Raw genomic sequence first — 25,206 nt, forward strand, 5'->3', positions numbered from 1 at the left:
CTGCCTTTCCTATCTTTACACTCCAGCGGAACCTGGGACGGTTCCGAAAGGAGTCTATTTTACGATCGGTGGCACTTCAAATGTATGAAACGGCGCTGGGCTTGGAATAGTCCACTCCAGACCTTCGGCACCTTCCCAAGGCTTCATAGGAGCTTTTACGCCGCCTTTGATGGATGGGATGACAACGAAGAACAAGAAGTAAAGCTGGCTAAGGCCAAAACCGAATGCGCCGATTGATGCGAGCATATTGAAGTCAGTGAACTGCGCTGGATAATCTGCAATCCGACGCGGCATACCCGCTAATCCCAGGAAGTGCATCGGGAAAAACGTAACGTTAAATGTAATCAATGACGCCCAGAAGTGAATCTTGCCGCGGGTTTCGTTGTACATGAAGCCAGTCCACTTAGGGCTCCAATAGTAATATCCACCAAACAGGCCAAACAGGGAGCCAGCAACCAACACATAGTGGAAATGGGCCACGACGTAGTAAGTGTCCTGCATCTGGATGTCAATCGGCGTGACCGCCAGAATCAGACCGGTGAAACCACCCATGGTGAAGACGAAAATGAAACCGACTGCGAACAACATTGGTGTTTCGAAAGTCATCGAACCACGCCACATTGTTGCGATCCAGTTAAATATCTTCACGCCGGTTGGCACCGCAATTAACAACGTTGCATACATGAAGAACAACTGAGCCGTCACTGGCATGCCTGTTGTAAACATGTGATGCGCCCACACGATGAATGACAGAATCGCGATAGAGGCTGTTGCGTACACCATTGATGCATAACCGAACAATTGCTTGCGGGCAAAAGCTGGGATGATTTGCGAGATGATGCCGAAAGCAGGCAAAATCATGATGTATACCTCTGGGTGACCAAAGAACCAGAAAATATGTTGATACATCACTGGATCGCCGCCACCAGCAGCATTAAAGAACGATGTGCCGAAATGACGATCGGTCAACGTCATCGTAATTGCACCGGCCAACACTGGCATCACGGCAATCAGCAAATAGGCAGTAATCAACCAGGTCCAGCAGAACATCGGCATCTTCATCAACGTCATGCCAGGGGCACGCATATTGAGGACGGTGGTGATAATGTTAATTGAGCCCATAATCGACGATGCGCCCATGATGTGGATGGCGAAAATCGCCATGTCCATACCAGGTCCCATTTGAGTCGACAGCGGAGCATACAAAGTCCAGCCGGCAGCAGTTGCGCCACCCGGCACCAGGAACGATGTCAGCAACAGAATTGCCGCTGGCGGCAACAGCCAGAATGAGAAGTTGTTCATCCGGGCAAAAGCCATGTCCGACGCGCCAATTTGCAGCGGAATCATCCAGTTGGCGAAGCCCACGAAAGCCGGCATGATCGCCCCGAACACCATGATGATGCCGTGCATGGTCGTTAGCTGATTAAAGAACTCAGGCTTGAAAAACTGCAAGCCTGGCTCAAATAATTCAGCACGAATTAACATCGCCAGAACGCCGCCCGATAGCAACATCGTGAACGAAAACCATAAATACAACGTACCGATATCTTTATGGTTTGTCGCAAACAACCAACGACGCCAACCTGTCGGAACATCATGGGCGTGATCGTGGTGATCGTGAGAATGATCGTGTACGTGATCGACTGCAGTTGTGCTCATATCAATCTCCTAATTCAATTACTTGCGCGCAGCCAGCACTTCGGCTGGTTGAACAATATTTTCTGCAGCCTTGTTGGACCATGTGTTGCGGGTATACGTGATCACCGCAGCGATCTCGGTATCCGACAACACAGCTTTCCATGCCGGCATTTGCATCGCGCCGTCAATTTTACCGTTTAACAGCACGTTAATTTGTGCGGCACGCGGACCATTAACCACCGGATCACCGTCCAGAGCAGGGAACGCGCCAGGGATACCTTTGCCGGTAGCCTGGTGACAAGCAACGCAATTTGATGTGTAGACTTTTTCGCCACGTGTCTTCAGCTCGTCGATAGTCCAGACCTTATTCGGATCATCGGCTTGCGCAGCCATTTCTTTCTTTTTACCATCGACCCACTTGGTATAGTCGGCGTCGCTGACCACTTTCACAACGATCGGCATGAAACCATGGTCTTTACCGCACAGCTCAACGCACTGACCGCGGTAAGTGCCGATTTTTTCAGCCTTGAACCAGGTATCCCGAACGAAGCCGGGAATGGCATCTTGCTTCACGCCAAACGCAGGAATCGTCCACGAGTGGATGACATCGTTAGCGGTGGTGATGATGCGGACTTTTTTATTGATCGGGACGACAACTTCGTTATCGACCTCAAGCAGATAATTGTCATTCTTGACTTTTGACGAATCAACAACTTGCTCATGTGGTGTCGCCAGAGTCGACAGGAAAGAAATGCCTTCGCCCTCGCCTTTGAGGTAATCGTAGCCCCATTTCCATTGCATTCCCGTCGCTTTGATCGTCAGATCAGCGTTCGAGGTGTCTTTCATCGCGACGACCGTTTTGGTCGCTGGCAGGGCCATTCCGATAACGATCAGGAAAGGGACCACGGTCCAGGCGATTTCGACTGTTGTGCTCTCATGAAAACTCGCCGATTTATGACCGCGCGACTTGCGATGTTTCACAATCGAATAAAACATCACACTGAAAACTGCAATAAAGATTACCAGACAGATAATCAACATCCAGGTGTGCAGATCGTAAATCTGTTGCGCAATTTGCGTCACCGGTGGCTGAAAATTCATTTGCAGTACCGCAGGACCGCCAATGCTATCTTTCACTGCCCAAGACGGCAAAGCCGTAATGGAAAGCGCAGCAAGCATCAACGATATAAGGCGCTTCGCATATTTCATGATTACCCCAAAAGCCCAAAATTATAATTCTATCAACTACCAGACGCGCCCTTGTACCTGGGATTTTGCAGCCTGGTTGCAACTTGGTTGCCATTTACTTGCAACTTATTTGCAACACCTGCCGCAATTCCTGCACAAATTCGCGCCGCCTCCATTCCGTCAAAAACCGCCCCACCTCAACCCGGACACCGTCCGCTTCCAGACAAATCAATTCTCTGCGAGAAGATTTTCCCAAAATCCGGATTGAACGTAATGCAAGTCTGTACTGTCGAACTTCTTCTGCTTCTATTAACTCCACCACCAGCCAATCGTCCTGCAGGGTAATGTGCTCGCGATCTGTTGCATGCCTTGCGTATGCCAAAAAAGCGAAGCCAACAGCCAGCATTTCGAACGTTGCAAACACCAACACAAACCAGGCGCCGCGTACGGTCCACACCGCAGCCACCAGGAATGACGTGAAACACATACTCACGTAAAAGCCTGCAAGTTGCCGCGGAGCTATTGCGCAGTTGCGCTTTAAGTCCCATTCACGCCGCATCATAGAGAAATACCTCAATGCATTTGGCCTACCCCTGCGTACCGGCTAAAACCTTCGAAGTATAAGGGGTAACTGGCCTTGTTATCAAGGAGTAATAAGTCCTAAAACACACTGTGCGCTTGGCTTCCGCGATAAAGTTTGAGAAATTTTCGGGCCGCCGTCAACGACATTATCGTTCATGTCAAATAGTCGCAGCAATAGTATCTTATTCAAAAGACTATTATTTTGCCCGTGACAACCGATTGGCGTCACGGCGAGGCGTTGAAAGCCAAACTTTGAGGTCAAATCAAATCAGATAGCGGATGCGCTGACTGGCCCTTTTCAGACCAGGGGCCGTTAAAAAATTCGTTGACCCATTCCCGGCTAACGTCGGCCAAACCCGCATGCAACCATTTAGGTTGACGGTCCTTTTCAATAATCAGTGCCCGGACGCCTTCGGAAAAATCCGACCGAGCGGCAAAATGCAAGGTCACGATATATTCCAACCGGAAGATTTCGGCCAGAGACAGATGCCGGCCGCGTTGTAACAATTTATAGATCAAGGCCAACGAACCCGGGCAACCGGCGCGCAATATTGCGACAGCTTTCTGCAGCCAGACATCGTCAGTGTCCAGCCCAAGGATGCCGTCGACGATTTCAGGCAGGGTCGCCTGACTGCAAAGTTGATTGATCAAGGCGAAGTGCGTTATCAGCGGCGTAGACACCGGCGTGGACGGCGCGAATGCCTGCGACGCATGCCCTTGCAGCACACGGGTCAATAAAACACCATCTTCGTCGCCGGTCCACGGTTGCGTCAGCAAGGCATCCAATACCGCCTGCTTGCTGGCCTGCGCAATCTGAATATCAGCCAAACCGACGAAAATGGCATCAGCTGCGCCAATTGAGGCACCGGTCAGCGCCAAAAATAAACCGGTGTGCCCCGGCATACGATTCAAAAACCAGGTTCCGCCCACGTCCGGATACAAACCGATAGTGATCTCCGGCATCGCCAAACGCGATTTTTCGGTCACCACACGATGACTGGCACCCGCCATCAAACCGATCCCTCCGCCCATGACGATGCCATGTCCCCACGCAAGAATCGGCTTGGGAAAGGTGTGAATCAAATAATCCAGCCTATATTCGCGCTCAAAAAAATCGCTTGCGTACGGGTTTGCCTGGATATTTTCGGGATCGCCTTTAGCGTGTTGCTCAAGCATGGTCCGATACAAATCCTGCAGATCGCCTCCGGCACAAAAGGCTTTTTCGCCCGCTGCTTGCAATACCACGATGGCGATCTCAGGATCGGACGCCCATTTTCTCAACTGCGGATCGAGCAAGTCGACCATTTCGAGCGAAATCGAATTTAACGTCTTTTCTACATTCAGTGTTGCGAACCCGATACGCTTACCGTTTTCGGCGGTGCGCTCTTCAAACAACACCGGTTGCACCAACTCTGTTGACAGCACTTGACTCATCGTACATCCTCGTTTGAACCGTTACTTAATAGATTGCGGGCAATAATAACGCGCATGATTTCGTTGGTGCCTTCCAAAATTTGATGGACACGGACGTCACGGAAATAGCGTTCAAGCGGATATTCGCGAATATAGCCATAACCGCCATGCATTTGAAGGGCCTCATTGCAAATCTGAAATCCGATGTCAGTCGCGAAGCGCTTCGCCATCGCGCAATAGGTCGTCGCATTGGGATTTTTGGCATCCAGTTTGCAAGCTGCCAGACGCACCATTTGCCGGGCTGCGACCAATTCGGTCTGCATATCGGCCAATTTAAATTGCAGCGCCTGAAAATCGGCCAAAGGCCGCTTGAATTGGCGACGCTCATTCATATAACCGTGCGCGGCATCTAACGCCGCTTGCGCAGTGCCGACCGAGCAGGTGGCAATATTGATGCGACCACCGTCCAGCCCGCGCATCGCCATGCGGAAACCCTCACCCTCCTGTCCCATTAAATGGTCGGCCGGAATCCGCACATTGTCGAAGCTAATCGTGCGTGTCGGCTGACTGTTCCAACCCATTTTCTGTTCTTTACGACCAAAACTGATACCGGGCGTGTCCGATGGCACCACAAACGCAGATACGCCTCCGGCGCCATCGCCCCCGGTACGCGCCATTACCACTAATAAATCGGTGGCACCCGCGCCAGAAATGAACGCCTTCGCACCGTTAAGAACGTAGCTATCCCCTTCCAGCACTGCGCTGGTCTTCAACGACGCCGCATCTGATCCCGCGCCCGGCTCAGTAAGACAATACGAACCCAACTTCTTACCGCTGGCCAACTGCTCGCACCATTGCTGTTGCACCTCTGGAGTGGCCCAATTGGCGACCATCCAGCTCACCATATTGTGGATCGTCAGATAAGCGGTGGTGGAAGTACAGCCTCGCGCCAGTTCTTCAAACACAATCGTTGCGTCCAGGCGGGACAAACCGAGTCCGCCCGCTTCTTCCGGCGTATACAGCCCGCAAAATCCCAGTTCACCGGCCCGTGCGATAACGTCCTTGGGGAATATGCCTTCCGCATCCCATTGCGCCGCGTGCGGCGCCAGTTCGCCAATTGAAAATTCTCGTGCGGTCTGCTGAAATGCACGCTGCTCTTCTGATAATTCAAAATCCATGGTGTCTCATCTCCTGACAAGTGATTTCCTTAACGCTCATGGATGCTCATGGCTACTCATGACGTTATGCGCTCTTATTTATTTCGTCCCAGAATAGCAAGAATTGACGTTTACGTAAACGTAAGACCGCGTAAGACCGCGTAAGTCAGGGTGAGTAAGTGCAACAATGGCAACCCCAGGCCTCCTTTCTCTTCCCTGTTTACATCTTGATACGTTCCGCGACTTTTAACACGGTTAAAAAAAAATTTAAAAGGCACCATTTGATTTATGCTGATCCCGGCCGTTAAATAATTACAGAACATGAATAATCTTTTAAGAAAAATCGATCTTACTTCGCTGCGTTTATTCGTCGCGGTCTGCCAGGAAAAGAATATCGCGCGCGCGGCCGAGCGCGAGTTCATTGCTCCTTCCGCAGTGAGCCGACGGATCGGTGAAATCGAAGCAATGATCGGATTACCGGTTATCCATCGCGAATCCCGTGGTATTTCGGTCACGCCTGTTGGCGAAACGGTACTGCGACATGCGCTCGCCGTTATTGCCAGTATCGAAGCATTAGACGCCGAGCTTTCACAGTTTTCAAGCGGTGCCAAGGGGAAAGTCCGTCTGGTAGGAAATTTATCATCGATTGTGCAATTTTTGCCTGAAGATATTGCCGCATTCCAACGGATTTTTCCACACGTCGATATCGATCTGGAAGAACAAAACAGCACCGAGGTAATGCGCAGCATTCGGGAGCGGAACGCCGATCTGGGAATTTGCAATGCCATCGTCGGTTTAGAGCAATTCCAGCACTTGCCCTATCGCACCGATCATCTTTTTTTGATGGTCCCTCGCAGCCATCCATTAAGCGCCGAAACCGCCGTTGGGCTAGCGGAAATCGTCAACGAAAATTTTGTCAGTTTGGGTGCCGACGCCGCGCTCACGCAACTTATCGCGCAGGAAGCCATCAATCTCGGCAAGCAACTCACGATCAAGATTCGCGTCAGCAGTCTCGACGCCCTGTGTCGCATGGTGCATGTTGGTCTCGGTATTGCCGTGGTACCGCAGCAAATCGGCGAGTTATATTTGAATACACTGGCGGTGAAGTTGGTCCCCATCCGTGATCCATGGGCCATTCGCCATCTGGTCATCATCTTCAATCATCGTGAGCAATTGACCGCCACCGCGAGTTCACTGGTGAACTTTCTGGTAAATAAATAGAACCTGCGATAAGTTCTGTCCTTGCATGGGCGTATTGCACAACTTCCCTCCGCTCCCCGAAACATCACGTGCATAGACGCATCTCCAATCGAGAGGCCTGTCATCGCCAGTGATCACTTCATCCACACCTCGCTATCGGTATGATTTCCTTATTCGGACATCTTTCCTCTTCCATCATGCCAAAAACACTTTACGACAAACTCTGGGATGCGCACGTCGTCGCCACTGAAATCGACGGCACCAGCCTGCTTTATATTGATCGCCACATTATTAACGAAGTATCCAGTCCTCAGGCATTTGAAGGCTTGAAATTACATCAACGTAGTCCTTGGCGGGTTGCTGCCAATTTTGCGGTTGCCGATCATAACGTCCCCACCACAGACCGTAGCCAGGGTATTCAAGATCCGATATCGCGGCTGCAGGTCGACACGCTTGGCGCCAATGCAAAAACTTACGGATTAACCTTCTTCGGTTTGCAGGATAAGCGCCAAGGTATCGAGCACGTTATCGGACCGGAGCAAGGTGCAACGCTGCCCGGCATGACGATAGTGTGCGGCGATTCGCATACGTCAACGCACGGCGCTTTTGCCTGTCTGGCGTACGGAATCGGCACATCGGAAGTGGAACACGTGTTAGTCACGCAGACCCTGTTGACCAAAAAAATGCAGTCCATGCAAGTGCTGGTCGAAGGCCAGTTACCCGCTGGCGTGGCGGCTAAAGACATCGTCCTGGCGCTGATCGGTACCATTGGCACGGCGGGAGCCACCGGTTACGCTATCGAATACACTGGTTCAACTATTCGCGATCTGTCGATGGAGGCCCGCATGACTGTTTGCAACATGTCGATCGAAGCTGGGGCACGCGCTGGCATGATTGCCTTTGATGAAACCACGCTTGCTTATGTAAAAGGACGGCCATTAAGCCCGACCGGTGCAGAGTGGGATCAGGCGCTCGCCTTTTGGCGTACGTTGCAATCTGATCAGGATGCCGTTTTCGATGCCACCGTCACCATTGACGCAACCACCATCGCGCCTCAGGTCACCTGGGGCACCTCGCCGGAAATGGTGGTATCGATTGAAGGAAGAATTCCCGATCCTGAAGCAGAGCCAGACGCCATCAAGCGCAGCGACATGCGGAAGGCCTTGGTCTATATGGGACTGCACGCGAATACAGCCATCACCGATATCGCCATCGATAAAGTCTTTATCGGCTCCTGTACCAATTCCCGCATTGAAGACTTGCGTGCGGCTGCCGCTATCGTGCGCGGCAAAAGACGGGCCGCCAACGTGGTTCTGGCGATGGTGGTGCCCGGCTCCGGCCTGGTGAAACAGCAGGCCGAGCAGGAAGGCCTGGATCGCATTTTTCTCGACGCGGGCTTCGAATGGCGCGAACCCGGCTGCTCGATGTGCATGGCGATGAATGCCGATCGACTGGCACCGGGAGAACGATGCGCCTCGACCTCGAATCGCAATTTCGAAGGCCGCCAAGGCGCGGGCGGACGCACACATCTGGTCAGTCCCGCAATGGCCGCGGCGGCAGGTATTGCCGGACACTTTGTTGACATCAGATCTTTGTAAAAATGAATATGAAAAAATTTAATCGTCTCGTCGGATTGGTGGTACCGCTGGATCGGGCCAACGTAGATACCGACGTCATCATCCCGAAGCAGTTTTTAAAATCGATCAAACGCACCGGATTCGGTCAAAATTTGTTCGACGAATGGCGTTACCTTGATCATGGTGAGCCAGGACAAGATTGCAATAACCGGCCGCTGAACCCCGATTTTGTATTAAATCAAAACCGCTATCAGGGCGCCTCTATCTTGCTGGCCCGGAAAAATTTTGGGTGCGGATCGTCGCGCGAACATGCGCCATGGGCGATGGATCAATACGGCTTTCGTGTGGTGATAGCGCCGAGCTTCGCAGACATCTTTTTCAATAATTGCTTCAAGAGCGGATTACTCCCTATCGTTCTTAGCGAGGAGTCAATCGAGTCCTTGTTTAAAGCCGTTGAAGGCACACCCGGCTTCACGTTAGCGATCGATCTTGCGCAACAAACCATACGCAGCACGGACGCTATTATTAACTACGCGTTCGAGGTTGATCCGTTCCGCAAACACTGTCTGTTAGAAGGCTTGGACGATATCGGACTGGCGTTGCGGAAGATGGAACAAATAAGCAAATTTGAAGAACGTCACCTGGCCGCCCATCCGTGGTTGTTGAAGACGTTGAAACCAGCCACTGGAAGCAAAACCGCATAATGGAAACGACGATTTGTTTCACCGGCAGAGTGCTCTATTTATCGCAAGATGCCGACTGCATCAAGACCCAGCTATCCGGCAACAACGTCTGCCTTGCAGAGGCGTTACCGCTGCGCGATGACGTCTCGACCGATGAAATTACCCCAGTCACCGTGATGATGGTCTATGACGAGCGCCTCGGACAAGTGCCGTATATCGGGTTCAAGAGCGGCGCTGAATATCCAATCGGAAAAAATGCAATTAAAGACGGAGGATTTCAGGTCACCGTTGCTGGCAAACGTTATGGAAAAGGATCGTCGCGTGAATCTAGTCCTCTGGCGGAACTTTCCGCCGAAATCAAACTGATTGTGGCGGAAAGCTTTGAGCGTATATATCAACAAAATTGCGACAATATCGGCATTTTAACCACCACGGATTTTTCGATCCTGGACCGCATCGCCGCGGGAGAATCGATTGCTATCGATGTTTTTCTGCAAGGACGCGATCAACTCACCCAGGACATCATCCGAAGCGGCGGGCTACTCGCCTATAGCAAGGCGGCAACCTGGCCTGCGCCACAACAGCGGTCAGATACGCCCGCCGTTAGCCAGGGGAAAACCCTGGTCGAAAAAATTATTGCGCGCCATTTGCATCCTGACATCGCGCATGTCGAGCGTGGGCAAGGCGTGTTTATATCAGCCGACTGGCGTTTCAGCCATGACTACTTCACCGGCATGTGTACGCATTTAATGCACCGCACCTTCGGCAATCCGGCCACGCTTCACGCCCCAGAGAGCATCATCGCTTTTCAGGACCATCTAGTGCTGGCGGCGCAAAGCCTGCCGCATGTGCGCGATCATTTGTTGGAGGGCGTGGCCAATTTGACTAACGGACATCTGCGATTCGCGCAGGATTATCCGGTGCGCTCGCACGGTAAGTTGCCAGATAGCCTCGGCTCCGAGGGAATCTGCCACGCGATGATGGCTGAAAATTACGCGCTGCCGGGCCAGGTGATTGCGGGCACGGATTCACACACACCCCATTCCGGTGCATTGGGATGCCTGGCTTTCGGCGCTGGCGCCACCGAGATTGCCAATAGCTGGATCACTGGCTATGTGCGCTGTAAGGTTCCCGATACCATCCGTATTCAAATCGATGGGCGCTTGCGTGCTGGTGTCACCGCCAAAGACGTCGTCCTGCATTTATTGCAAATGGATTTTATTCGTGCCGGAGAGGCGATTGGTCTGGTATTCGAATATGCTGGTTCTGCGATTCGCGCCATGGACATCGATGAACGCGCCACGCTGACCAACATGGCGGCAGAGCTTGGCGGGTTTACCGGAATTGTTGCGCCTGATGAAAAAACGGTGGCGTTCTTAAAGCAACGACGCGGGATTGATTTTGCGCTGAAAGAATGGATGGTCAGCGATGCGGATGCCATTTACCAAAAACGCATTAACATCGACGCAACGATCATTTCTGCGATGGTGGCGCGCCCGGGCGATCCGGGCAATGGCATCACCGCAGACCAGTTAGCCCAGGACATTCCGATCAACATAGCCTATGGCGGGTCTTGCACTGCTGGCAAACGACGCGATTTCGATTTTTATTACGAAGTCTTTAACTGGGGCCTTACGCACGGAATTTCGGTAGCGCCGCATACCAAACTTTTCTTGCAGTTCGGCACGCTCGAAGTACGCCGTTACTGCGAGGAGCAAGGCTACATGCCAGTATTTGAGAAGGCCGGCGCGATCATGATCCTGCCCGGTTGCGGCTCCTGCGCAAATTGTGGCCCGGGACAATCAAGCGATGCACAAGATGTCACTATCAGTGCCATTAATAGAAATTTCCCCGGGCGCTCCGGCCCCGGCCAGGTCTGGTTGGCGAGTCCTTACACGGTTGCTGCAAGTGCTCTGGCTGGCCGAATTACGACGTTCGCGCAGTTGCAGGCCTCCCAAGGAAAATAGAAAAAAAAAGGACGACATGGGAATGTCGTCCTAACTCACAGCCACCTTAAGCGGTTAGCTTGCAGGCAGCAGCACGCTGGAATACCGCATCTTCAATATGCTGCTACTTTTCAATTCTGGTCCTGCAGTCGCATCAAAAGACTGAACAGGGGCGATCTGCTGACGACATTATTTCGGCATCAAAACGCTGTCGACGACATTGATAACGCCATTCGATTGATACACATCATAGGTGCTGATGCTGGCGACGTTACCGGCTTCATCGATGACATCAATGTTGTGCATGCCATTTTTCTTGAAGGTTAACTTGCCGCCGCTTGCAGTCGCCAATTCAGCTTGGCCACCACCTTTTGTAATGGCGTTCGAGAGCGCCGTAAAATCATATTTTCCCGGTACGACGTGGTACGTCAAAATCTTGGTCAACGTCGCTTTGTTTTCTGGTTTAACCAGTGTATCTACCGTACCGGCAGGCAACTTGCCAAAAGCTTCGTTGGTCGGCGCAAAGACGGTAAAAGGACCTTTTCCTTTAAGCGTATCGACCAGTCCAGCCGCTTTTACAGCGGCCACCAAAGTGGTGTGGTCAGCCGAATTGACAGCATTATCGATGATGTCTTTGCTTGGATACATGCTTTGACCGCCGACCATTACGGTGTTTTCGGCGAAGGCCACATTGGCGACCAACAAAGCTGCTGAGAGGGTGATAACAGTGCTGAATTTGCGCATGATAATTTCCTTGAGAGAGTCAGTTTTCGGAGCTTGCAGAGTCATATACGCGCGTATTTTGAAACTGGATTCAACGCTTCGAAAGTTCTACCCAAAAAAACACGAGTCAAATGCAGCGGACGTCACCCGACACGTCGCCAACAGGGAAATGGAAAAATTCACATCGGGAGATGAGTGCCGAAAAATTGATGCCGGGTATAGCGATATTGGCAATATTGGCGATATTGCGGCTGCAATAAGGACGCATTAAGGCGATACTAAGGCAAGGCGATATTTGCATATCTGCAGTTGGCAGATATGCAAATAAATTGAAAAAGAATGAAGTAAGCCGATAGGCCGGATTCTGTTACGACGATAAGGCTTGCGCCCGCCCGTTATGACAACCATTCCTCTAGGCGCTGAATTACTCCAGCGCTCAAGCTTCCTACCCGCACGCTCCGCGAGCAACATCAACGCGTGCCTATTTGGAATTGCTCCGGGTGGAGGTTACCGCGTTTCACCGTAACTTAATACGCTCGTCTCTGTGGCCCTATTCCTCGCCTCACGGCGGACGGCCATTAACCGTCACCCTGCTCTATGGAGTCCGGACCTTCCTCCCGCCAGACAGCTTGCGCTGAATGACCAGCGGTTGTCTGGCTTACTTCAAGCGGCATTTTACCTCAGTGTCGACCCGCAGCAAAGGTCGATTCCCGTAAAACACCAGATATTTGTATTCTTAAACAGCATGTGACCGTTGACTGCGCAATCCGTATAGTTGAATCAATCAATTTAGCTGAAGTCAACGCGCGCGAGGCATTTCACTTTTAGCCGCAGGAACCGACATGCATATAGTTGTTTTAGGTGCTGGCGTCATCGGCGTGACCTCCGCCTATCGCCTGCTTGAATCTGGCCATCAGGTTACATTGATCGATGCGGAGGCAAAAGCTGGCGCCCAAACCAGTCTGGCCAACGGCGGTCAACTGAGTTTTTCCTATGTAGCGCCGCTTGCAGACCGCTCGGTCTGGACGCACTGGCCACACTATTTATTCGGTGCAGACTCGCCGCTCACACTGCACCCAAAGATGGATCCCTCGCAATGGCGCTGGTTGCTGCAGTTTTTACGATCCTGCAATACTGCAACCGCGCAAAAAACGACGATTGACTTATTGCGCCTCGGTTTTTTCAGTCGTGATCAGCTGGCAAATATGATGGCAGCGGTGCCGTTCGATTTTCAGCACAAAACGGCCGGAAAATTGGTCATGTTTACGGATACCAAAGGCTTGGCCGCGGCGCGCCGACAAGTCGAATTTCAAGCCCGCCACGGCTCCCGGCAAGAAGTGATCGATGCCGCGCGTTGTATCGCCATTGAACCCGCTTTGGCAAATGCACAGCGCGACTGGGTCGGCGGCGTGTACACCCCGAGCGAAGAAGCTGGCGACTGCGCAGTATTTTGTCAGCGACTGGTTGCAGCCATGTCGCAACATCCGCAATTTCGTTTCACTCCCTCCCAGCGCGTCGGCAAGCTTGAAATGCGCAACGGCGCACTGATAGCGGTGCAGGCGGGAGATGAACAGATCGCGGCCGATAAATTTGTTCTGGCGATGGGTGTCCATAGCGCCGCATTTGCGCGTCAGGCAGGATTCAACTTATCCGTATATCCGCTCAAAGGTTACAGCCTTACGATCCCTCTGCTGAACGGCGCAAGTCAGGCGGCTGCGCCCAAGGTATCGATTACTGACCTTTCGAAGAAAATCGTTTATTCACGACTAGGCGAACGTTTGCGCGTCGCTGGACGGGTGGAGATCGTCGGTCTTAATCGGCATATCCCCCAACGCGCAATTCAAGAACTGAAACGCGGAATCGGCGCGCTATTTCCTGGAAGCGTGGACCCGAGCCTTTCAGACACCGAATTGTCGCCATGGGCTGGCTTACGCCCTGCCACGCCAACCGGGGTGCCGATCATTGGCGCGTCGCCGGTAGCTAATTTATATTTGAATGTCGGGCATGGCGGCCTCGGTTGGACGCTTGCCCACGGAAGTGTGACTCTTTTATCACAGTTGGTTAACGGGCAGAGCCCCGGCATCGAGAACAGCCCTTTTGCGTTCCGCGGCTAAAGTCTTGCCGCCAACATCTCCTCAGTCTAAAATCTGGAGTTGCATGCTCTATGCCAATCGCACTCCCACGACGAACCTCCACACCACATGCAATTCCACTTACTCGCGTTTGTAAAAACCGTTTTCTTTGTACTGGCCGCGCTTCTGCCGATCATGAATCCGCCCGGTAACGCCCCCATTTTTCATTCATTGACTGCGGGCGCGTCGGACGCCACCCGCAACGCCCTGGCCTGGCGCGTAGCCGTCAATACGTTTATTTTGCTAGTTGCCGGCATGTTTATCGGCACCCACGTCCTCGCGTTTTTTGGCATCTCGCTACCAGTGGTGAAGGTCGCAGGAGGCCTGCTGGTGATTGCCACCGCCTGGAAATTACTGAACACGGAAGAGGTCCAGAAGGTGGAAACCATTCCCGGATCGCTCTGGACCAAGGAACTCGCCTCCAAAAAAGCCTTCTATCCGCTCACCTTCCCGTTCACTGTGGGACCCGGTTCGATTTCTGTCGCCATCACCCTCGGTGCGGGCCTTAGAATCCCCCAGGTCCCCGTGATCCTCACGTTGGTGGCAGCGATTGTCGCTTTGGCTTTGGCTTCCGCTGCGGTGTATTTCAGCAACCGTTTTGCGGGCGTGCTGGTCAGGTTGCTCGGCGACACCGGTACCACCGTCATGTTGCGTATGTATTCGTTTATTTTGCTTTGTATCGGCGTCCAGATTTTATGGGACGGCGTGGGCGGCTTGCTGCTTCAACTGCATACGGCCGGTTTGTAGCCGAAAGTCAGATTGTGTAGGAACTTCAGAGATTATTTTCCTATAAACAACATGAATACGCTGCTTCTATAGACACAATCTTGCGGAAAGTATAATCTTTGCCTGACTTTTCCTGACAATTGGAATTAGCCACAAAGATATACTAGAATTTAGTCGTAGTATTTAATCGTAGATGCAGCATTTTTATCAACAGCACCAGGAGCCAATCATGATCAAGAAAATCGTTTCGATCGCAGCAATCATTAGCGTGTTCGGTATCCTCTCAGCATGCAATACGTTCGCCGGTATGGGCAAAGATGTCCAGTCGGGCGGTCAAAAGGTGGAAGATGCGGCGCAAGACACCAAAGCTAAAATGTAAATAGCAGCACATTAAGGTGGCGTTCAAGTCTACGCCATCGAAAAAACCCGACGCTATGTCGGGTTTTTGCATTCTTGCTCGTAGGCAGTTTAACTGTACCGAATAACCATCAATCTACATCGGTCCGGCTAAAAATCATTGGCGATTTTTTCCGTCAAAACCACAGTCAATAACACTTATCGTCCATCGCGGTAACTAATTCTCAAACGCAGCGAGGCATCGCCCCGGCATCATACGGTCATTCCGGGGTGGGATTACTGAGTCCATCAATACGCCCCTCGGCCATTTCCGCCAGTATCTGGGACGATATCAACGCGAGTCGCAGCAAGCGTTCGGTGGCATTGATATCCAACATCGGCAACGTATCGGTGCCACGGTCAGCGTTGCTTACCTGCGCCAGATCGATGCAGATTTTGACGCCCTGGCAGATATCTACCGTCATGGCATAAAACTGTGCATGCTGATCGTGTTGATGGTGTGATGGCAGCCATGAAAAGGCCTGATGGTGGGCTTCTGGTGTTGGTGCAGCGGAGGAGGATCGGGTCGTCCTTGTCGGTTTTTTCATGATTGCATTCCCTTTTTAGCGTGGCTAGTAAGGAGCTTCATGGTTTGCAAACTAGAGGGAGTGGACGTGGTGATACTCGGCATTGTTATTTCCTTTGGATGGTGTTAATACCGCGCCCCGCTGTCAAACGGGGTGGGCGGCAAATAGCAGGGTTGACAGACCAGTATCCAAAGCAACCGGCAGGCCGAAGCCTCCCCACCATCACCGCCCAATGAAGGCGCAACAAGGGTGAGCACACACAAAAACGGCATTGCGCCGTTTGTGCACTTTGGATAAGTCAGGCTGTCAAACCAGTTCCCCTCTTTGTCAGGGACAAAACCAGTATAAGGCATCAAGAGACTTTCTGTGAAGTCTTGAATTGGGAAGGGATCAGTTAGTGACGTGGATGCAGACCGGTAACGACCATGCCGTCACCGATCCAAATTCCTATAGCTTTCTCGAAACAGCGGCTTAACTAAACTGACTAAAATTTGGACGACGCTTTTCAAAGAAGGCCGTGAACGCTTCCTTCGCTTCAGGCGCGTTGAGCATCACGCCAAAGTGCGCGATTTCCTGCGCCATTTGCGCGTCAATCGCGGTCATTTGAGGCCCCTTCATGAGCTGCTTGGAAATCCGGATCGACGCTGCAGGCAGAGCAACCAGCTTAGCTGCCTGCCCTTGCGCAAACGCCAGCAATTCCGCTGCTGGCAGGATTTTGTTCACCAAGCCCATTGCATGTGCTTCGGTCACATCGAATGCTTCCCCCAGCAACAGCTTTTCTGCCGACCGTTGATAACCGGCGAGTTGTGGAAACAGCAAACTCGATGCTGCTTCCGGACACACGCCAAGCTGCGTAAATGGCATTGAAAAGCGCGCGTTGTCGGCGGCATATACCAGATCGCAATGTAACAGCATGGTGGTGCCGATACCGACCGCAGCACCGGCCACCGCCGCGACGAGCGGTTTGGTGGCGTGACTTATTTGCCATAGAAATTGAAATACCGGGCTGCTTTGACTATTCGGAGGATTTTTTAAAAAATCTTCGATGTCATTACCGGCGCTAAATATCTGTGGCTGCCCGACAAAGAGAATAACCCGCACCGAGGCGTCGACTTCGGCCTCTTTGATCGCATCGACCATGGTTTGATACATCGCTGCCGTTAGCGCATTTTTTTTCTCCAGCCGATTGATGGTAATCGTCAATATGCCGTTTTCTTTGCTCGTCAAAATGTCCATTAGTCTCTCCGGTAGGGCTAAAAATATTCATTGATGATGTTACTGTTCCGAACAGTTGAGCATTTTGGAAAGCCGCAACCATTCTCATTAAAACCGGTTCACTTGTCGATAAAAAGGCCGAGCAGCAAAGCAGCACGGCCTTATTTTTCATCATGCAAATGGTGAAGCCGACCGCGCGGCTACCTTGGCTAACTTAGTTACCTTAGTTACATTCGTTCGAAAATCCCCGCCGCGCCCATGCCGGTCCCAACGCACATTGTCACCATGCCGTACTTCAAATTCTTACGACGTAAAGCATGGATCGTAGTAGCGGCACGGATCGCACCGGTCGCGCCGAGTGGATGACCCAAAGCAATCGCACCGCCCATTGGGTTGACCTTGGATGGATCAAGACCAAGGTCTTGAATCACGGCCAATGCCTGTGCCGCAAAGGCTTCGTTCAGTTCAATCCAGTCCAGTTGATCCTGGGTGATGCCCGCGGCACGTAATGCTGCTGGAATCGCTTCTTTCGGGCCAATTCCCATAATTTCCGGTGGAACGCCACGCACCGCAAAGGAGGCGAAACGTGCCAGCGGCGTGAGGTTAAATTGCTTCAGAATTTTTTCGCTGACCAGAATCAAGGCACCGGCACCATCCGAGGTTTGCGAGCTGTTACCGGCAGTGACGCTTCCTTTAGGAGAAAACACCGGTTTCAATTTTGCCAGCGCTGCCAAGGTCGATTCAGCACGCGCACCTTCGTCACGATTAACCGTGCGGGTCTTGATATCAATTTGTCCGGTTGCCAGATTCGGAAAACGGTCAATGATATCAACGGACGTCATCTCATCATCAAACTCGCCTGCCAACTGCGCGGCAATGGCTTTTTGATGCGACACCAAAGCAAATTCATCCTGCGATTCGCGCGAAACTTTCCATTGCCTGGCGACATTTTCTGCCGTCAGCCCCATGCCATAGGCCATGCCAATATTTTCGTCCTTGAAGACGTTCATATTGATCGATGGGTGAAAGCCCATCATCGGCACCATGGACATCGATTCGGCACCGCCTGCAATCATGACATCAGCCTGACCAACCCGAATCCGGTCAGCGGCCATCGCAATGGCGGTAATGCCGGAAGCGCAGTAGCGATTCACGGTAACGCCACCGATGGTGTTCGGCAATCCGGCCAGCAGAATACCGTTACGCGCCATGTTCAGGCCTTGTGCGCCTTCAGGGAACGAACAGCCGATGATCGCGTCTTCGATCAGTTTAGGGTCCAGATCAGGCACTTGCGTCAGCACCGATTGCAGTACGCGTACCAACAAATCGTCGGGACGGGTGTTCTTGAACATGCCACGTGGCGCTTTACCGATTGGCGTGCGGGTCGCGGCAACGATATAGGCGTCTTGAAGTTGTTTAGTCATTTAAATCTCCGTTATTAGTTGCGGACCGGCTTGCCGGTTTGCAGCATGCCCATAATGCGCTCCTGCGTTTTTGGATGATTCAGTAATTCCATAAAGGCTTTGCGCTCCAGATCCAGCAGCCATTGTTCGTTCACGAGGCTGCCTTCTTCGACTTCGCCACCGCAAACAACATCAGCCACCATGCAACCCAATTTATAATCATGCGCAGATATAAAACCCCCATCGCGCATGTTCACCAATTGCGCCATGATGGTCGCAATGCCGTTGCGACCGACGACCGGAATCAATGCTTTCAGCGGCGCACGATATCCTGCGTCGAACATGGCGCGGGCTTCGACTTTGGCGACATGCAGTAATTCATACGCATTGAAAACGATCACATCGCTGGATTTCAGATATCCCATCTTCTTCGCTTCCAGCGCCGACTTTGAGACATTCGCGGTGGCCGCATTGAGGAAAGATGATTTCAGGAATTGCAGAATATCGTTACCACCAGCATCATGCGCTGCGCGCAATGCGGCTTCTTTTAAACCGCCGCCAGCCGGAATCAAACCGACACCGACTTCCACCAGCCCGATATAAGACTCGAGTGAAGCGACGCGTTTGGCAGCATGCAGCGCCAGTTCACAACCGCCGCCGAGCGCCAGACCAGCCACCGCGGCGACGACCGGAACGCCCGCATATTTCATCGCCATGAAAGCTTGCTGCAATTGGGCGACCATCGGCTCAATCGCTTTAACGCCACCGGACATGAATAGCGGGAGCATTGATTGCAGGTCTGCGCCAGCCGAGAACGCGCCGCCATTGGCCGCGTCCGCATGCCACAACACCAAACCTTTAAAGTTCTTCTCTGCTTCAGCGACTGCCATGTTGAGGCCGGCAATAACGCCCGGTCCGATGACGTGCATTTTGGTTTTGAAGGAGAGGATCAGGACCTCGTCGTTTTGGTGCCAGAGGCGCACCGATTCATCTTCGAATACCGTGGTGCCAGCGGTAGCACCGTCAGCGACACCTTCGCCGACTAACGGCGCACGGAATGTCTGGCGCTGATAAACGGCCAGATCAGAACGGGCGACATTGCCCTGCCTGGCTGGCGAATAGGAACCATCAGCGCTGTGAACGCCGTTGCGGCCGTCAAATACCCAAGCCGGTAACGGTGCATTACACAATGCTTTGCCAGCATCAATATCTTCCTTGACCCAACCAGCAATCTGCTGCCAACCGGCGGCTTGCCAAATTTCGAATGGGCCAACGCTCCAGCCAAAACCCCAGCGCATCGCAAAATCGATATCGCGTGCGTTATCGGCAATCGCGTCTAAATGGATCGCTATGTAGTGGAAAGCGTCACGGAAAATCGACCACAGAAATTGTGCTTGAGGATTGGTCGATTCGCGCAAAGCTTTCATGCGTTTGACCGGATCTTTGTCTTTCAGAATGCGTACCACCAGCTCATCTGCTTTGCCCCCGCCGGTGACGTACTCGCCGGTTGCTGCGTCTATCCGCTGGATGTCCTTACCCACTTTTTTATAGAACCCGGCGCCGGTTTTTTGGCCTAATGCGCCTTGCTCAATGAGCTTGGCGAGTAATGGCGGAGTTGCATAAACGCCGAAGAACGGATCATCTTTGAGGCTGTCCTGCATGGTCTTGATGACATGCCCCATCGTATCCAGCCCCACGACGTCGGCGGTGCGGAAAGTACCCGATTTGGCGCGGCCTAATTTGGCACCGGTCAAGTCATCCACGACATCGACTGACAAACCAAATTTTTCCGCCTGATGCGCGGTCGAGAGAATACCGAAAACACCGACACGGTTTGCGATAAAGTTAGGGGTATCTTTGGCACGCACGACACCTTTACCCAGCGTGGTGGCGAGGAAGCCTTCGAGCTGATCCAGAATTTCCGGACGGGTCGTCGCGGTCGGAATCAGTTCGACCAGATGCATATAACGCGGCGGATTAAAAAAGTGCACACCGCAAAAGCGCGCCTTCAATTCAGCGTCAAAACCTTCTGATAATGCAGTGATCGACAGTCCGGACGTGTTCGAAGCAAAAATCGCGTTGGGTGCAATATGCGGCGCAACCTTTTTGTAAAGATCGTGCTTCCAGTCCATGCGCTCGGCAATTGCTTCAATGATCAGATCGCAATCGGCCAACAACGCCAGATTGTCTTCGTAATTGGCGACTTCTATCAATGCTGCGTCATCTTTGTTGCCTAGCGGTGCCGGGCTGAGTTTTTTCAGATTCTCAATGGCGCGCAGCACGATCCCGTTCTTTGGGCCTTCCTTGGCTGGCAGGTCAAACAGAATGACGGGTACATGGGCATTCAGGCAGTGCGCAGCAATTTGCGCACCCATCACACCAGCACCGAGAACGGCGACTTTTTTTACGATGAAATTGGACACTGTTGTCTCCTTAATTTAGCAATCCTGATACATAAAATACAGAAATAATGCACAGAAAAAATTGCTTCTCGCCGTGCAAAAATACTTAAAACAAATCGGCATCCAATGCCATCAGGCTAGCGGAACCGGCGCGTGCCTGACGAATCAACGTGGCTGTCTCTGGCAATAAACGGGCAAAGTAAAAGCGCGCTGTGGCTAATTTCGACACATAGAATTTATCGCCACTATCCTGTTTTTCCAATGCGATCTTTGCCATCCGGGCAAAGAAGTAGGCATATACCAGATGACCGACTACCCGCAGATACGGCACCGCAGCGGCACCGGCTTCGTCTTGGTTCTGGAATGACTTCATGCCGATTTCCATGGTCAATTTGGTGACCTTATCGCCTAGATCGGCGAGCGGCGTAATGAACTCTGATAGCGCTTCATCAGTACCATTTTCCTCAATGAAGGCCTGGACCTTGGCGCCGAATTTTTTCAATTTAGCGCCGTTGTCCATCAGCACTTTGCGGCCTAATAAATCCAGTGACTGAATGGTGTTGGTGCCTTCATAAATCATGTTGATACGGGCATCACGCACGTATTGCTCCATGCCCCACTCAGCGATGTAACCATGACCGCCATAGACTTGCATGCATTCAGAGGTGGCGATCCAGGCATTGTCCGTAATGAACGCTTTGACAATCGGCGTCAGCAAGGCCACTTCGTCAGCCGCATCCTTGCGCACCGCTTCGTCCGGATGATTCAATTCTTTGTCAATTTGCAGGGCCACATAAGTGCAAAATGCGCGGCCGCCTTCTGCATACGCTTTGGCCGTCAATAGCATGCGGCGCACGTCCGGATGCACGATGATGGGATCAGCGGCTTTGTCCGGTGCTTTGATGCCGGACAGGCTGCGCATCTGAATACGGTCTTTCGCATACACCAGTGCGTTTTGATACGCGACTTCGGTTAATCCTAAGCCTTGCATTCCCACGCCCAAACGCGCCGCGTTCATGAATACAAACATCGCATTCAAGCCTTTGTGTGGCGCACCGATAATCCAGCCCTGTGCACCATCCAGATTCATCTGGCAGGTGGAGTTGCCATGAATACCCATTTTCTCTTCAATCGCACCGCAGGTGATGGGATTGCGCGCACCCAGAGAGCCATCGGCGTTCGGCAAGAATTTTGGTACCAGGAACAACGAGATGCCTTTGGAGCCTTGCGGTGCATCAGGCAACCGCGCCAGCACCAGATGCAAAATATTATCGGCAATATCATGCTCCCCGGCGGAGATGAAAATCTTGCTGCCGGTGATCTTGTAAGAGCCGTCTGATTGCGGTTCGGCTTTTGAGCGCAACATCCCGAGATCGGTGCCGCAATGGGATTCAGTCAGACACATGGTACCGGTCCACTCACCCGATACGAGTTTCGGCAAATACACCGCTTTTTGTTCTGGCGTTCCATGCTCTAGCAAGCATTCGTAGGCGCCGTGCGACAAGCCCGGATACATGGTCCAGGCCTGATTGGCCGAATTCATCATCTCGTAAAAAGAGTTGTTCATCACCAGCGGCAAGCCCTGACCACCAAATTCGGGCGCACACGACAGCGAAGGCCATCCGGCTTCAACATATTGCTTGTAGGCCTCTTTGAAGCCTTTTGGGGTGGTGACAGTTTTATGCTCTTTGTCGTGATGGCACCCTTCACGGTCGCCGGAATGATTGAGGGGGAACAAAACCTGCGAAGTGAACTTTCCACCTTCCTCCAGAACCTGATTGATGATATCAGCGTCAATCTCGGCGTGCTTCGGCAACTGCTTCAGTTCATCTTCGACATGTAACAACTCGTGCATGACGAATTGCATATCTCGCAGTGGCGCGATGTATTGACCCATGGTGTTCTCCTGATGATTAATTTTGTCAGACTGCTTTATTGGCAGAGGAAGTGTGAATTTTTGCTGACGCCTTTACGCTGACGTTTGTTTTTTGTTCCGATGCATGACTGTGATAAGTCTGGATGAGACGATCAAAGCCAGCTTGCGCGCGTTCTTCGCTACCGGCTTTTTTGAGAAATCGGGCATCGTGATGCAGCCCTAAAATCAATCCATACATTTCATATACCAATTGGTCGGGATCGGTATCCGTACCCAGATGACCGGCTTCAATTGCCTGCAGCACACAGCGTCGTAACGCCTTTTGCCAGGTATCCACCATGGATACTAGCTGGTCGCGGATTGGTCCCGGCCGATCATCGTATTCAACTGCTCCACTGATATAAATGCAGCCAGATGAAATTTCGATCGTGACCTGCTTGACCCAACGCGCAAACATCCCGCGCAAGCGTGGTAAGCCGCGTGTTTCCTTGAGACTGGGGAAAAAAACTTCTTGTTCGAAATGCCGGTGATAGAGCTTGACGACTTCTAACTGCAGATCTTCACGTGAGCCGAAATGGGCGAATACACCCGACTTACTCATGCTCATTTTTTCAGCCAGCAAGCCAATCGTCAACCCTTCCAGACCATCGCGGCTGGCAAGATCGAGCGCGACATCAAGGATTGCTACGCGCGTAAGCTCACCTTTTCGCATAAATTTGCTCTGCGTGCCAATGATTGTATGTTCCACAGTAATCCCGTCTTTATAAGTCAGCGTTTTAGGCGTTGTGTAGAATGAATTCAACGACGTGATGCCTGGCGAAAAATCCCAGAGTCCGCTTCAGCGGCCTCGACCCCGACCTCGGACTAGCCGAGATCTCTCGTTGAACTACATTCTATGTAGGTCCTAAAGTTATTCATCATTCGATCCAAATAATACGAACGACCGTTCTATTATGCACCATAAATAGCCTGTGAACACGACTTAGAGGGCAAATTCTATTGATGCTTATTGGACTTGGGTTATGACGAAATAATGTGTTATCACCTGACGATTCAGGTCTTTTTGGCGCGAACTGAGGCGACGTTACGTGCACTGGAACGATACACGTATCGCTCGAAGATAACTAAATAGCACCACATATGCTGAGTGGATGCAGGTAGCGCACCCTTATCAGGCTGGAATGTCCTACTCCCCACCGCTGTGTTAGGTTTGATTTTTATCAATCAAGCGCCGATCCCGCTTGGTAGGACGCCCTTTTATCAGCATTGTCGGTTCATGGAAGTACTTCCGGTCTTCTGCCACCACCGCACGTTTTTTGAGACTTTGCTCGGTTTCCGTATATAACGTTTGTGCGATGGCGGCCGATCCCCGCACTTCGGCGAGTCTCTGGACCGCAACTTCCCATTCGTTGGCACCATTGTTGATGCCCAGTGTGTCACCAATCTTCACGTTATGAGCAGGCTTGACCCGGTCCCCGTTATGGCTGACCTTTCCCGTCAGCACCGCCTCTGTTGCCAGTGAGCGAGTTTTGAAGAACCGTGCGGCCCACAACCATTTATCGATGCGAACCGTTTGTAGATCATTTTGCATAGGTGCCGCACTCCGGATTTATCATAAAGGCCATCAAACAGAATTCAAACAGGATTGTCAATATCAATGAAGCGATGCGCCAGACCGAAGTGTTCTGCAAGGTGCTGGCCCAAGGCCTGCACGCCGTAGCGCTCGGTGGCGTGGTGGCCTGCCGCCAGATAGGCAACCCCGGACTCTCGCGCCAGATGGACTGTTGGCTCCGAAATTTCGCCACTGATATAGACACTGGCACCGTTCGCTATGGCATCACCTAAAAAATTTTGGGCCGCGCCGGTGCACCAGGCAATTTGTCCCAACGGTTGCGACGGATCGCCGATCAGGGTTGGCTGACGCCGGAGTTTGCGCGCGATTAATTGCGCCAGATCGCCGACGGTTTGCACCGTCGGGTCCGCTATGGTGCCGCACCAGCCAAGATTATTTTCGCCAAAATGGCCGGTTGGTAGCAATCCCAGTTCCTTTGCTAACTGGGCGTTGTTACCCAATTCTGTATGACCGTCCAATGGTAAATGATAGGCAAAGAGATTAATGTCGTGCGTCAAAAGCAATTTCAGTCTATTGTGTTTAGGCCCAATCACCCGCGCGTCGTCGCCTCGCCAGAAATACCCGTGATGCACAAGGATCGCATCGGCGCCAGCCTCAAGCGCCGCTTCGAGCAACGCCTGGCTGGCGGTTACGCCAGTAATCAGCGTGGATATATCAGCGCGCCCTTCCACCTGCAGGCCATTTGGGCAATAATCACGGTATTGTGTAATATTTAGCCTATCTGCCAAATATTTTTCAAGTTGCACGCGACTTACCGACTTTTTCCCCACCAACTTTTGATGCATTATC

21 protein-coding genes and 1 other RNA gene are annotated in these 25,206 nt (G+C 52.1%); 7 read left to right on the forward strand and 15 right to left on the reverse strand.

The features are described from left to right. Nucleotides 1–54: 54 nt before the first annotated feature. The 5 genes from ctaD to JQN73_RS06020 form a co-directional block, all read right to left on the reverse strand. The gene (gene ctaD, locus JQN73_RS06000) at nt 55–1,659 is read right to left on the reverse strand and encodes a cytochrome c oxidase subunit I (RefSeq protein WP_205322203.1); all 1,605 of its coding nucleotides are present in this window, start codon (nt 1,657–1,659) and stop codon (nt 55–57) included. An 18-nt stretch (nt 1,660–1,677) separates the two neighbouring features. Further along, nucleotides 1,678–2,847, reverse strand: coding sequence for a cytochrome c oxidase subunit II (coxB, locus tag JQN73_RS06005; RefSeq protein ID WP_205322204.1), 1,170 nt, complete (start codon nt 2,845–2,847; stop codon nt 1,678–1,680). Between the two features lie 94 nt (nt 2,848–2,941). Beyond that, on the reverse strand, nt 2,942–3,388 hold the full coding sequence (locus JQN73_RS06010; RefSeq protein WP_205322205.1) for a DUF2244 domain-containing protein: 447 nt from the start codon (nt 3,386–3,388) through the stop codon (nt 2,942–2,944). 278 nt (nt 3,389–3,666) lie between these two features. Continuing rightward, a complete protein-coding gene (locus JQN73_RS06015) occupies nt 3,667–4,842 on the reverse strand; it encodes an enoyl-CoA hydratase/isomerase family protein (protein ID WP_370551322.1) in 1,176 nt (391 codons plus the stop codon). Next, a complete protein-coding gene (locus JQN73_RS06020; protein WP_205322206.1) occupies nt 4,839–5,999 on the reverse strand; it encodes an acyl-CoA dehydrogenase family protein in 1,161 nt (386 codons plus the stop codon). The genes JQN73_RS06015 and JQN73_RS06020 overlap by 4 nt, the downstream gene beginning before the upstream one ends. 300 nt (nt 6,000–6,299) lie before the next feature. On the opposite strand from JQN73_RS06020, the gene JQN73_RS06025 reads away from it, so the two are divergent. From JQN73_RS06025 to JQN73_RS06040, 4 genes are all read left to right on the forward strand, one after another. Continuing rightward, the gene (locus JQN73_RS06025) at nt 6,300–7,199 is read left to right on the forward strand and encodes a LysR family transcriptional regulator (RefSeq protein WP_205322207.1); all 900 of its coding nucleotides are present in this window, start codon (nt 6,300–6,302) and stop codon (nt 7,197–7,199) included. 176 nt (nt 7,200–7,375) lie between these two features. Next, the gene (leuC, locus tag JQN73_RS06030; RefSeq protein ID WP_205323212.1) at nt 7,376–8,776 is read left to right on the forward strand and encodes a 3-isopropylmalate dehydratase large subunit; all 1,401 of its coding nucleotides are present in this window, start codon (nt 7,376–7,378) and stop codon (nt 8,774–8,776) included. A gap of 8 nt (nt 8,777–8,784) precedes the next feature. After that, nucleotides 8,785–9,459, forward strand: a complete 675-nt coding sequence (gene leuD / locus JQN73_RS06035; RefSeq protein WP_205322208.1) for a 3-isopropylmalate dehydratase small subunit — start codon at nt 8,785–8,787, stop codon at nt 9,457–9,459. Continuing rightward, nucleotides 9,459–11,405, forward strand: a complete 1,947-nt coding sequence (locus JQN73_RS06040) for an aconitase family protein (RefSeq protein ID WP_205322209.1) — start codon at nt 9,459–9,461, stop codon at nt 11,403–11,405. The genes leuD and JQN73_RS06040 overlap by 1 nt, the downstream gene beginning before the upstream one ends. A gap of 168 nt (nt 11,406–11,573) precedes the next feature. Here the strand turns inward: JQN73_RS06040 and JQN73_RS06045 are convergent, their stop codons facing one another. Both JQN73_RS06045 and rnpB read right to left on the reverse strand, forming a co-directional pair. Further along, complete coding sequence (locus tag JQN73_RS06045; protein WP_205322210.1) at nt 11,574–12,128, reverse strand: fasciclin domain-containing protein; 555 nt, start codon at nt 12,126–12,128, stop codon at nt 11,574–11,576. A 316-nt stretch (nt 12,129–12,444) separates the two neighbouring features. Further along, nucleotides 12,445–12,772, reverse strand: an RNA gene (gene rnpB / locus JQN73_RS06050) — RNase P RNA component class A. A gap of 177 nt (nt 12,773–12,949) precedes the next feature. On the opposite strand from rnpB, the gene JQN73_RS06055 reads away from it, so the two are divergent. From JQN73_RS06055 to JQN73_RS06065, 3 genes are all read left to right on the forward strand, one after another. Continuing rightward, on the forward strand, nt 12,950–14,221 hold the full coding sequence (locus JQN73_RS06055; RefSeq protein WP_205322211.1) for a D-amino acid dehydrogenase: 1,272 nt from the start codon (nt 12,950–12,952) through the stop codon (nt 14,219–14,221). A gap of 87 nt (nt 14,222–14,308) precedes the next feature. Next, a complete protein-coding gene (locus JQN73_RS06060; RefSeq protein ID WP_205322212.1) occupies nt 14,309–14,986 on the forward strand; it encodes a MarC family protein in 678 nt (225 codons plus the stop codon). Nucleotides 14,987–15,194: 208 nt separating this feature from the next. Further along, nucleotides 15,195–15,344 (forward strand): entericidin A/B family lipoprotein, encoded by a 150-nt coding sequence (locus JQN73_RS06065; protein ID WP_240162451.1) that lies wholly within the window; start codon nt 15,195–15,197, stop codon nt 15,342–15,344. A 238-nt stretch (nt 15,345–15,582) separates the two neighbouring features. Here JQN73_RS06065 and JQN73_RS06070 read toward each other — a convergent pair whose 3' ends face one another. The 8 genes from JQN73_RS06070 to JQN73_RS06105 form a co-directional block, all read right to left on the reverse strand. Next, complete coding sequence (locus JQN73_RS06070; protein ID WP_205322213.1) at nt 15,583–15,909, reverse strand: hypothetical protein; 327 nt, start codon at nt 15,907–15,909, stop codon at nt 15,583–15,585. 450 nt (nt 15,910–16,359) lie between these two features. Further along, a complete protein-coding gene (locus tag JQN73_RS06075) occupies nt 16,360–17,124 on the reverse strand; it encodes an enoyl-CoA hydratase (RefSeq protein ID WP_205322214.1) in 765 nt (254 codons plus the stop codon). Between the two features lie 206 nt (nt 17,125–17,330). Beyond that, on the reverse strand, nt 17,331–18,527 hold the full coding sequence (locus JQN73_RS06080) for an acetyl-CoA C-acyltransferase (RefSeq protein WP_205322215.1): 1,197 nt from the start codon (nt 18,525–18,527) through the stop codon (nt 17,331–17,333). 14 nt (nt 18,528–18,541) lie between these two features. Beyond that, nucleotides 18,542–20,929 (reverse strand): 3-hydroxyacyl-CoA dehydrogenase/enoyl-CoA hydratase family protein, encoded by a 2,388-nt coding sequence (locus tag JQN73_RS06085; protein WP_205322216.1) that lies wholly within the window; start codon nt 20,927–20,929, stop codon nt 18,542–18,544. A gap of 85 nt (nt 20,930–21,014) precedes the next feature. Beyond that, nucleotides 21,015–22,805 carry an acyl-CoA dehydrogenase C-terminal domain-containing protein gene (locus JQN73_RS06090; RefSeq protein ID WP_205322217.1) on the reverse strand — a complete coding sequence of 597 codons (1,791 nt, stop codon included), beginning with the start codon at nt 22,803–22,805 and terminating at the stop codon, nt 21,015–21,017. Between the two features lie 25 nt (nt 22,806–22,830). Continuing rightward, on the reverse strand, nt 22,831–23,496 hold the full coding sequence (locus tag JQN73_RS06095; RefSeq protein ID WP_205322218.1) for a TetR/AcrR family transcriptional regulator: 666 nt from the start codon (nt 23,494–23,496) through the stop codon (nt 22,831–22,833). Nucleotides 23,497–23,988: 492 nt separating this feature from the next. Continuing rightward, nucleotides 23,989–24,375 carry an RNA-binding S4 domain-containing protein gene (locus JQN73_RS06100; RefSeq protein ID WP_205322219.1) on the reverse strand — a complete coding sequence of 129 codons (387 nt, stop codon included), beginning with the start codon at nt 24,373–24,375 and terminating at the stop codon, nt 23,989–23,991. Between the two features lie 44 nt (nt 24,376–24,419). Beyond that, nucleotides 24,420–25,202 (reverse strand): Nif3-like dinuclear metal center hexameric protein, encoded by a 783-nt coding sequence (locus JQN73_RS06105; RefSeq protein WP_205322220.1) that lies wholly within the window; start codon nt 25,200–25,202, stop codon nt 24,420–24,422. Nucleotides 25,203–25,206 lie beyond the last annotated feature (4 nt).

Source organism: Glaciimonas sp. PAMC28666, assembly GCF_016917355.1.
In the GTDB taxonomy this organism is placed as follows: Bacteria; Pseudomonadota; Gammaproteobacteria; order Burkholderiales; family Burkholderiaceae_D; genus Glaciimonas.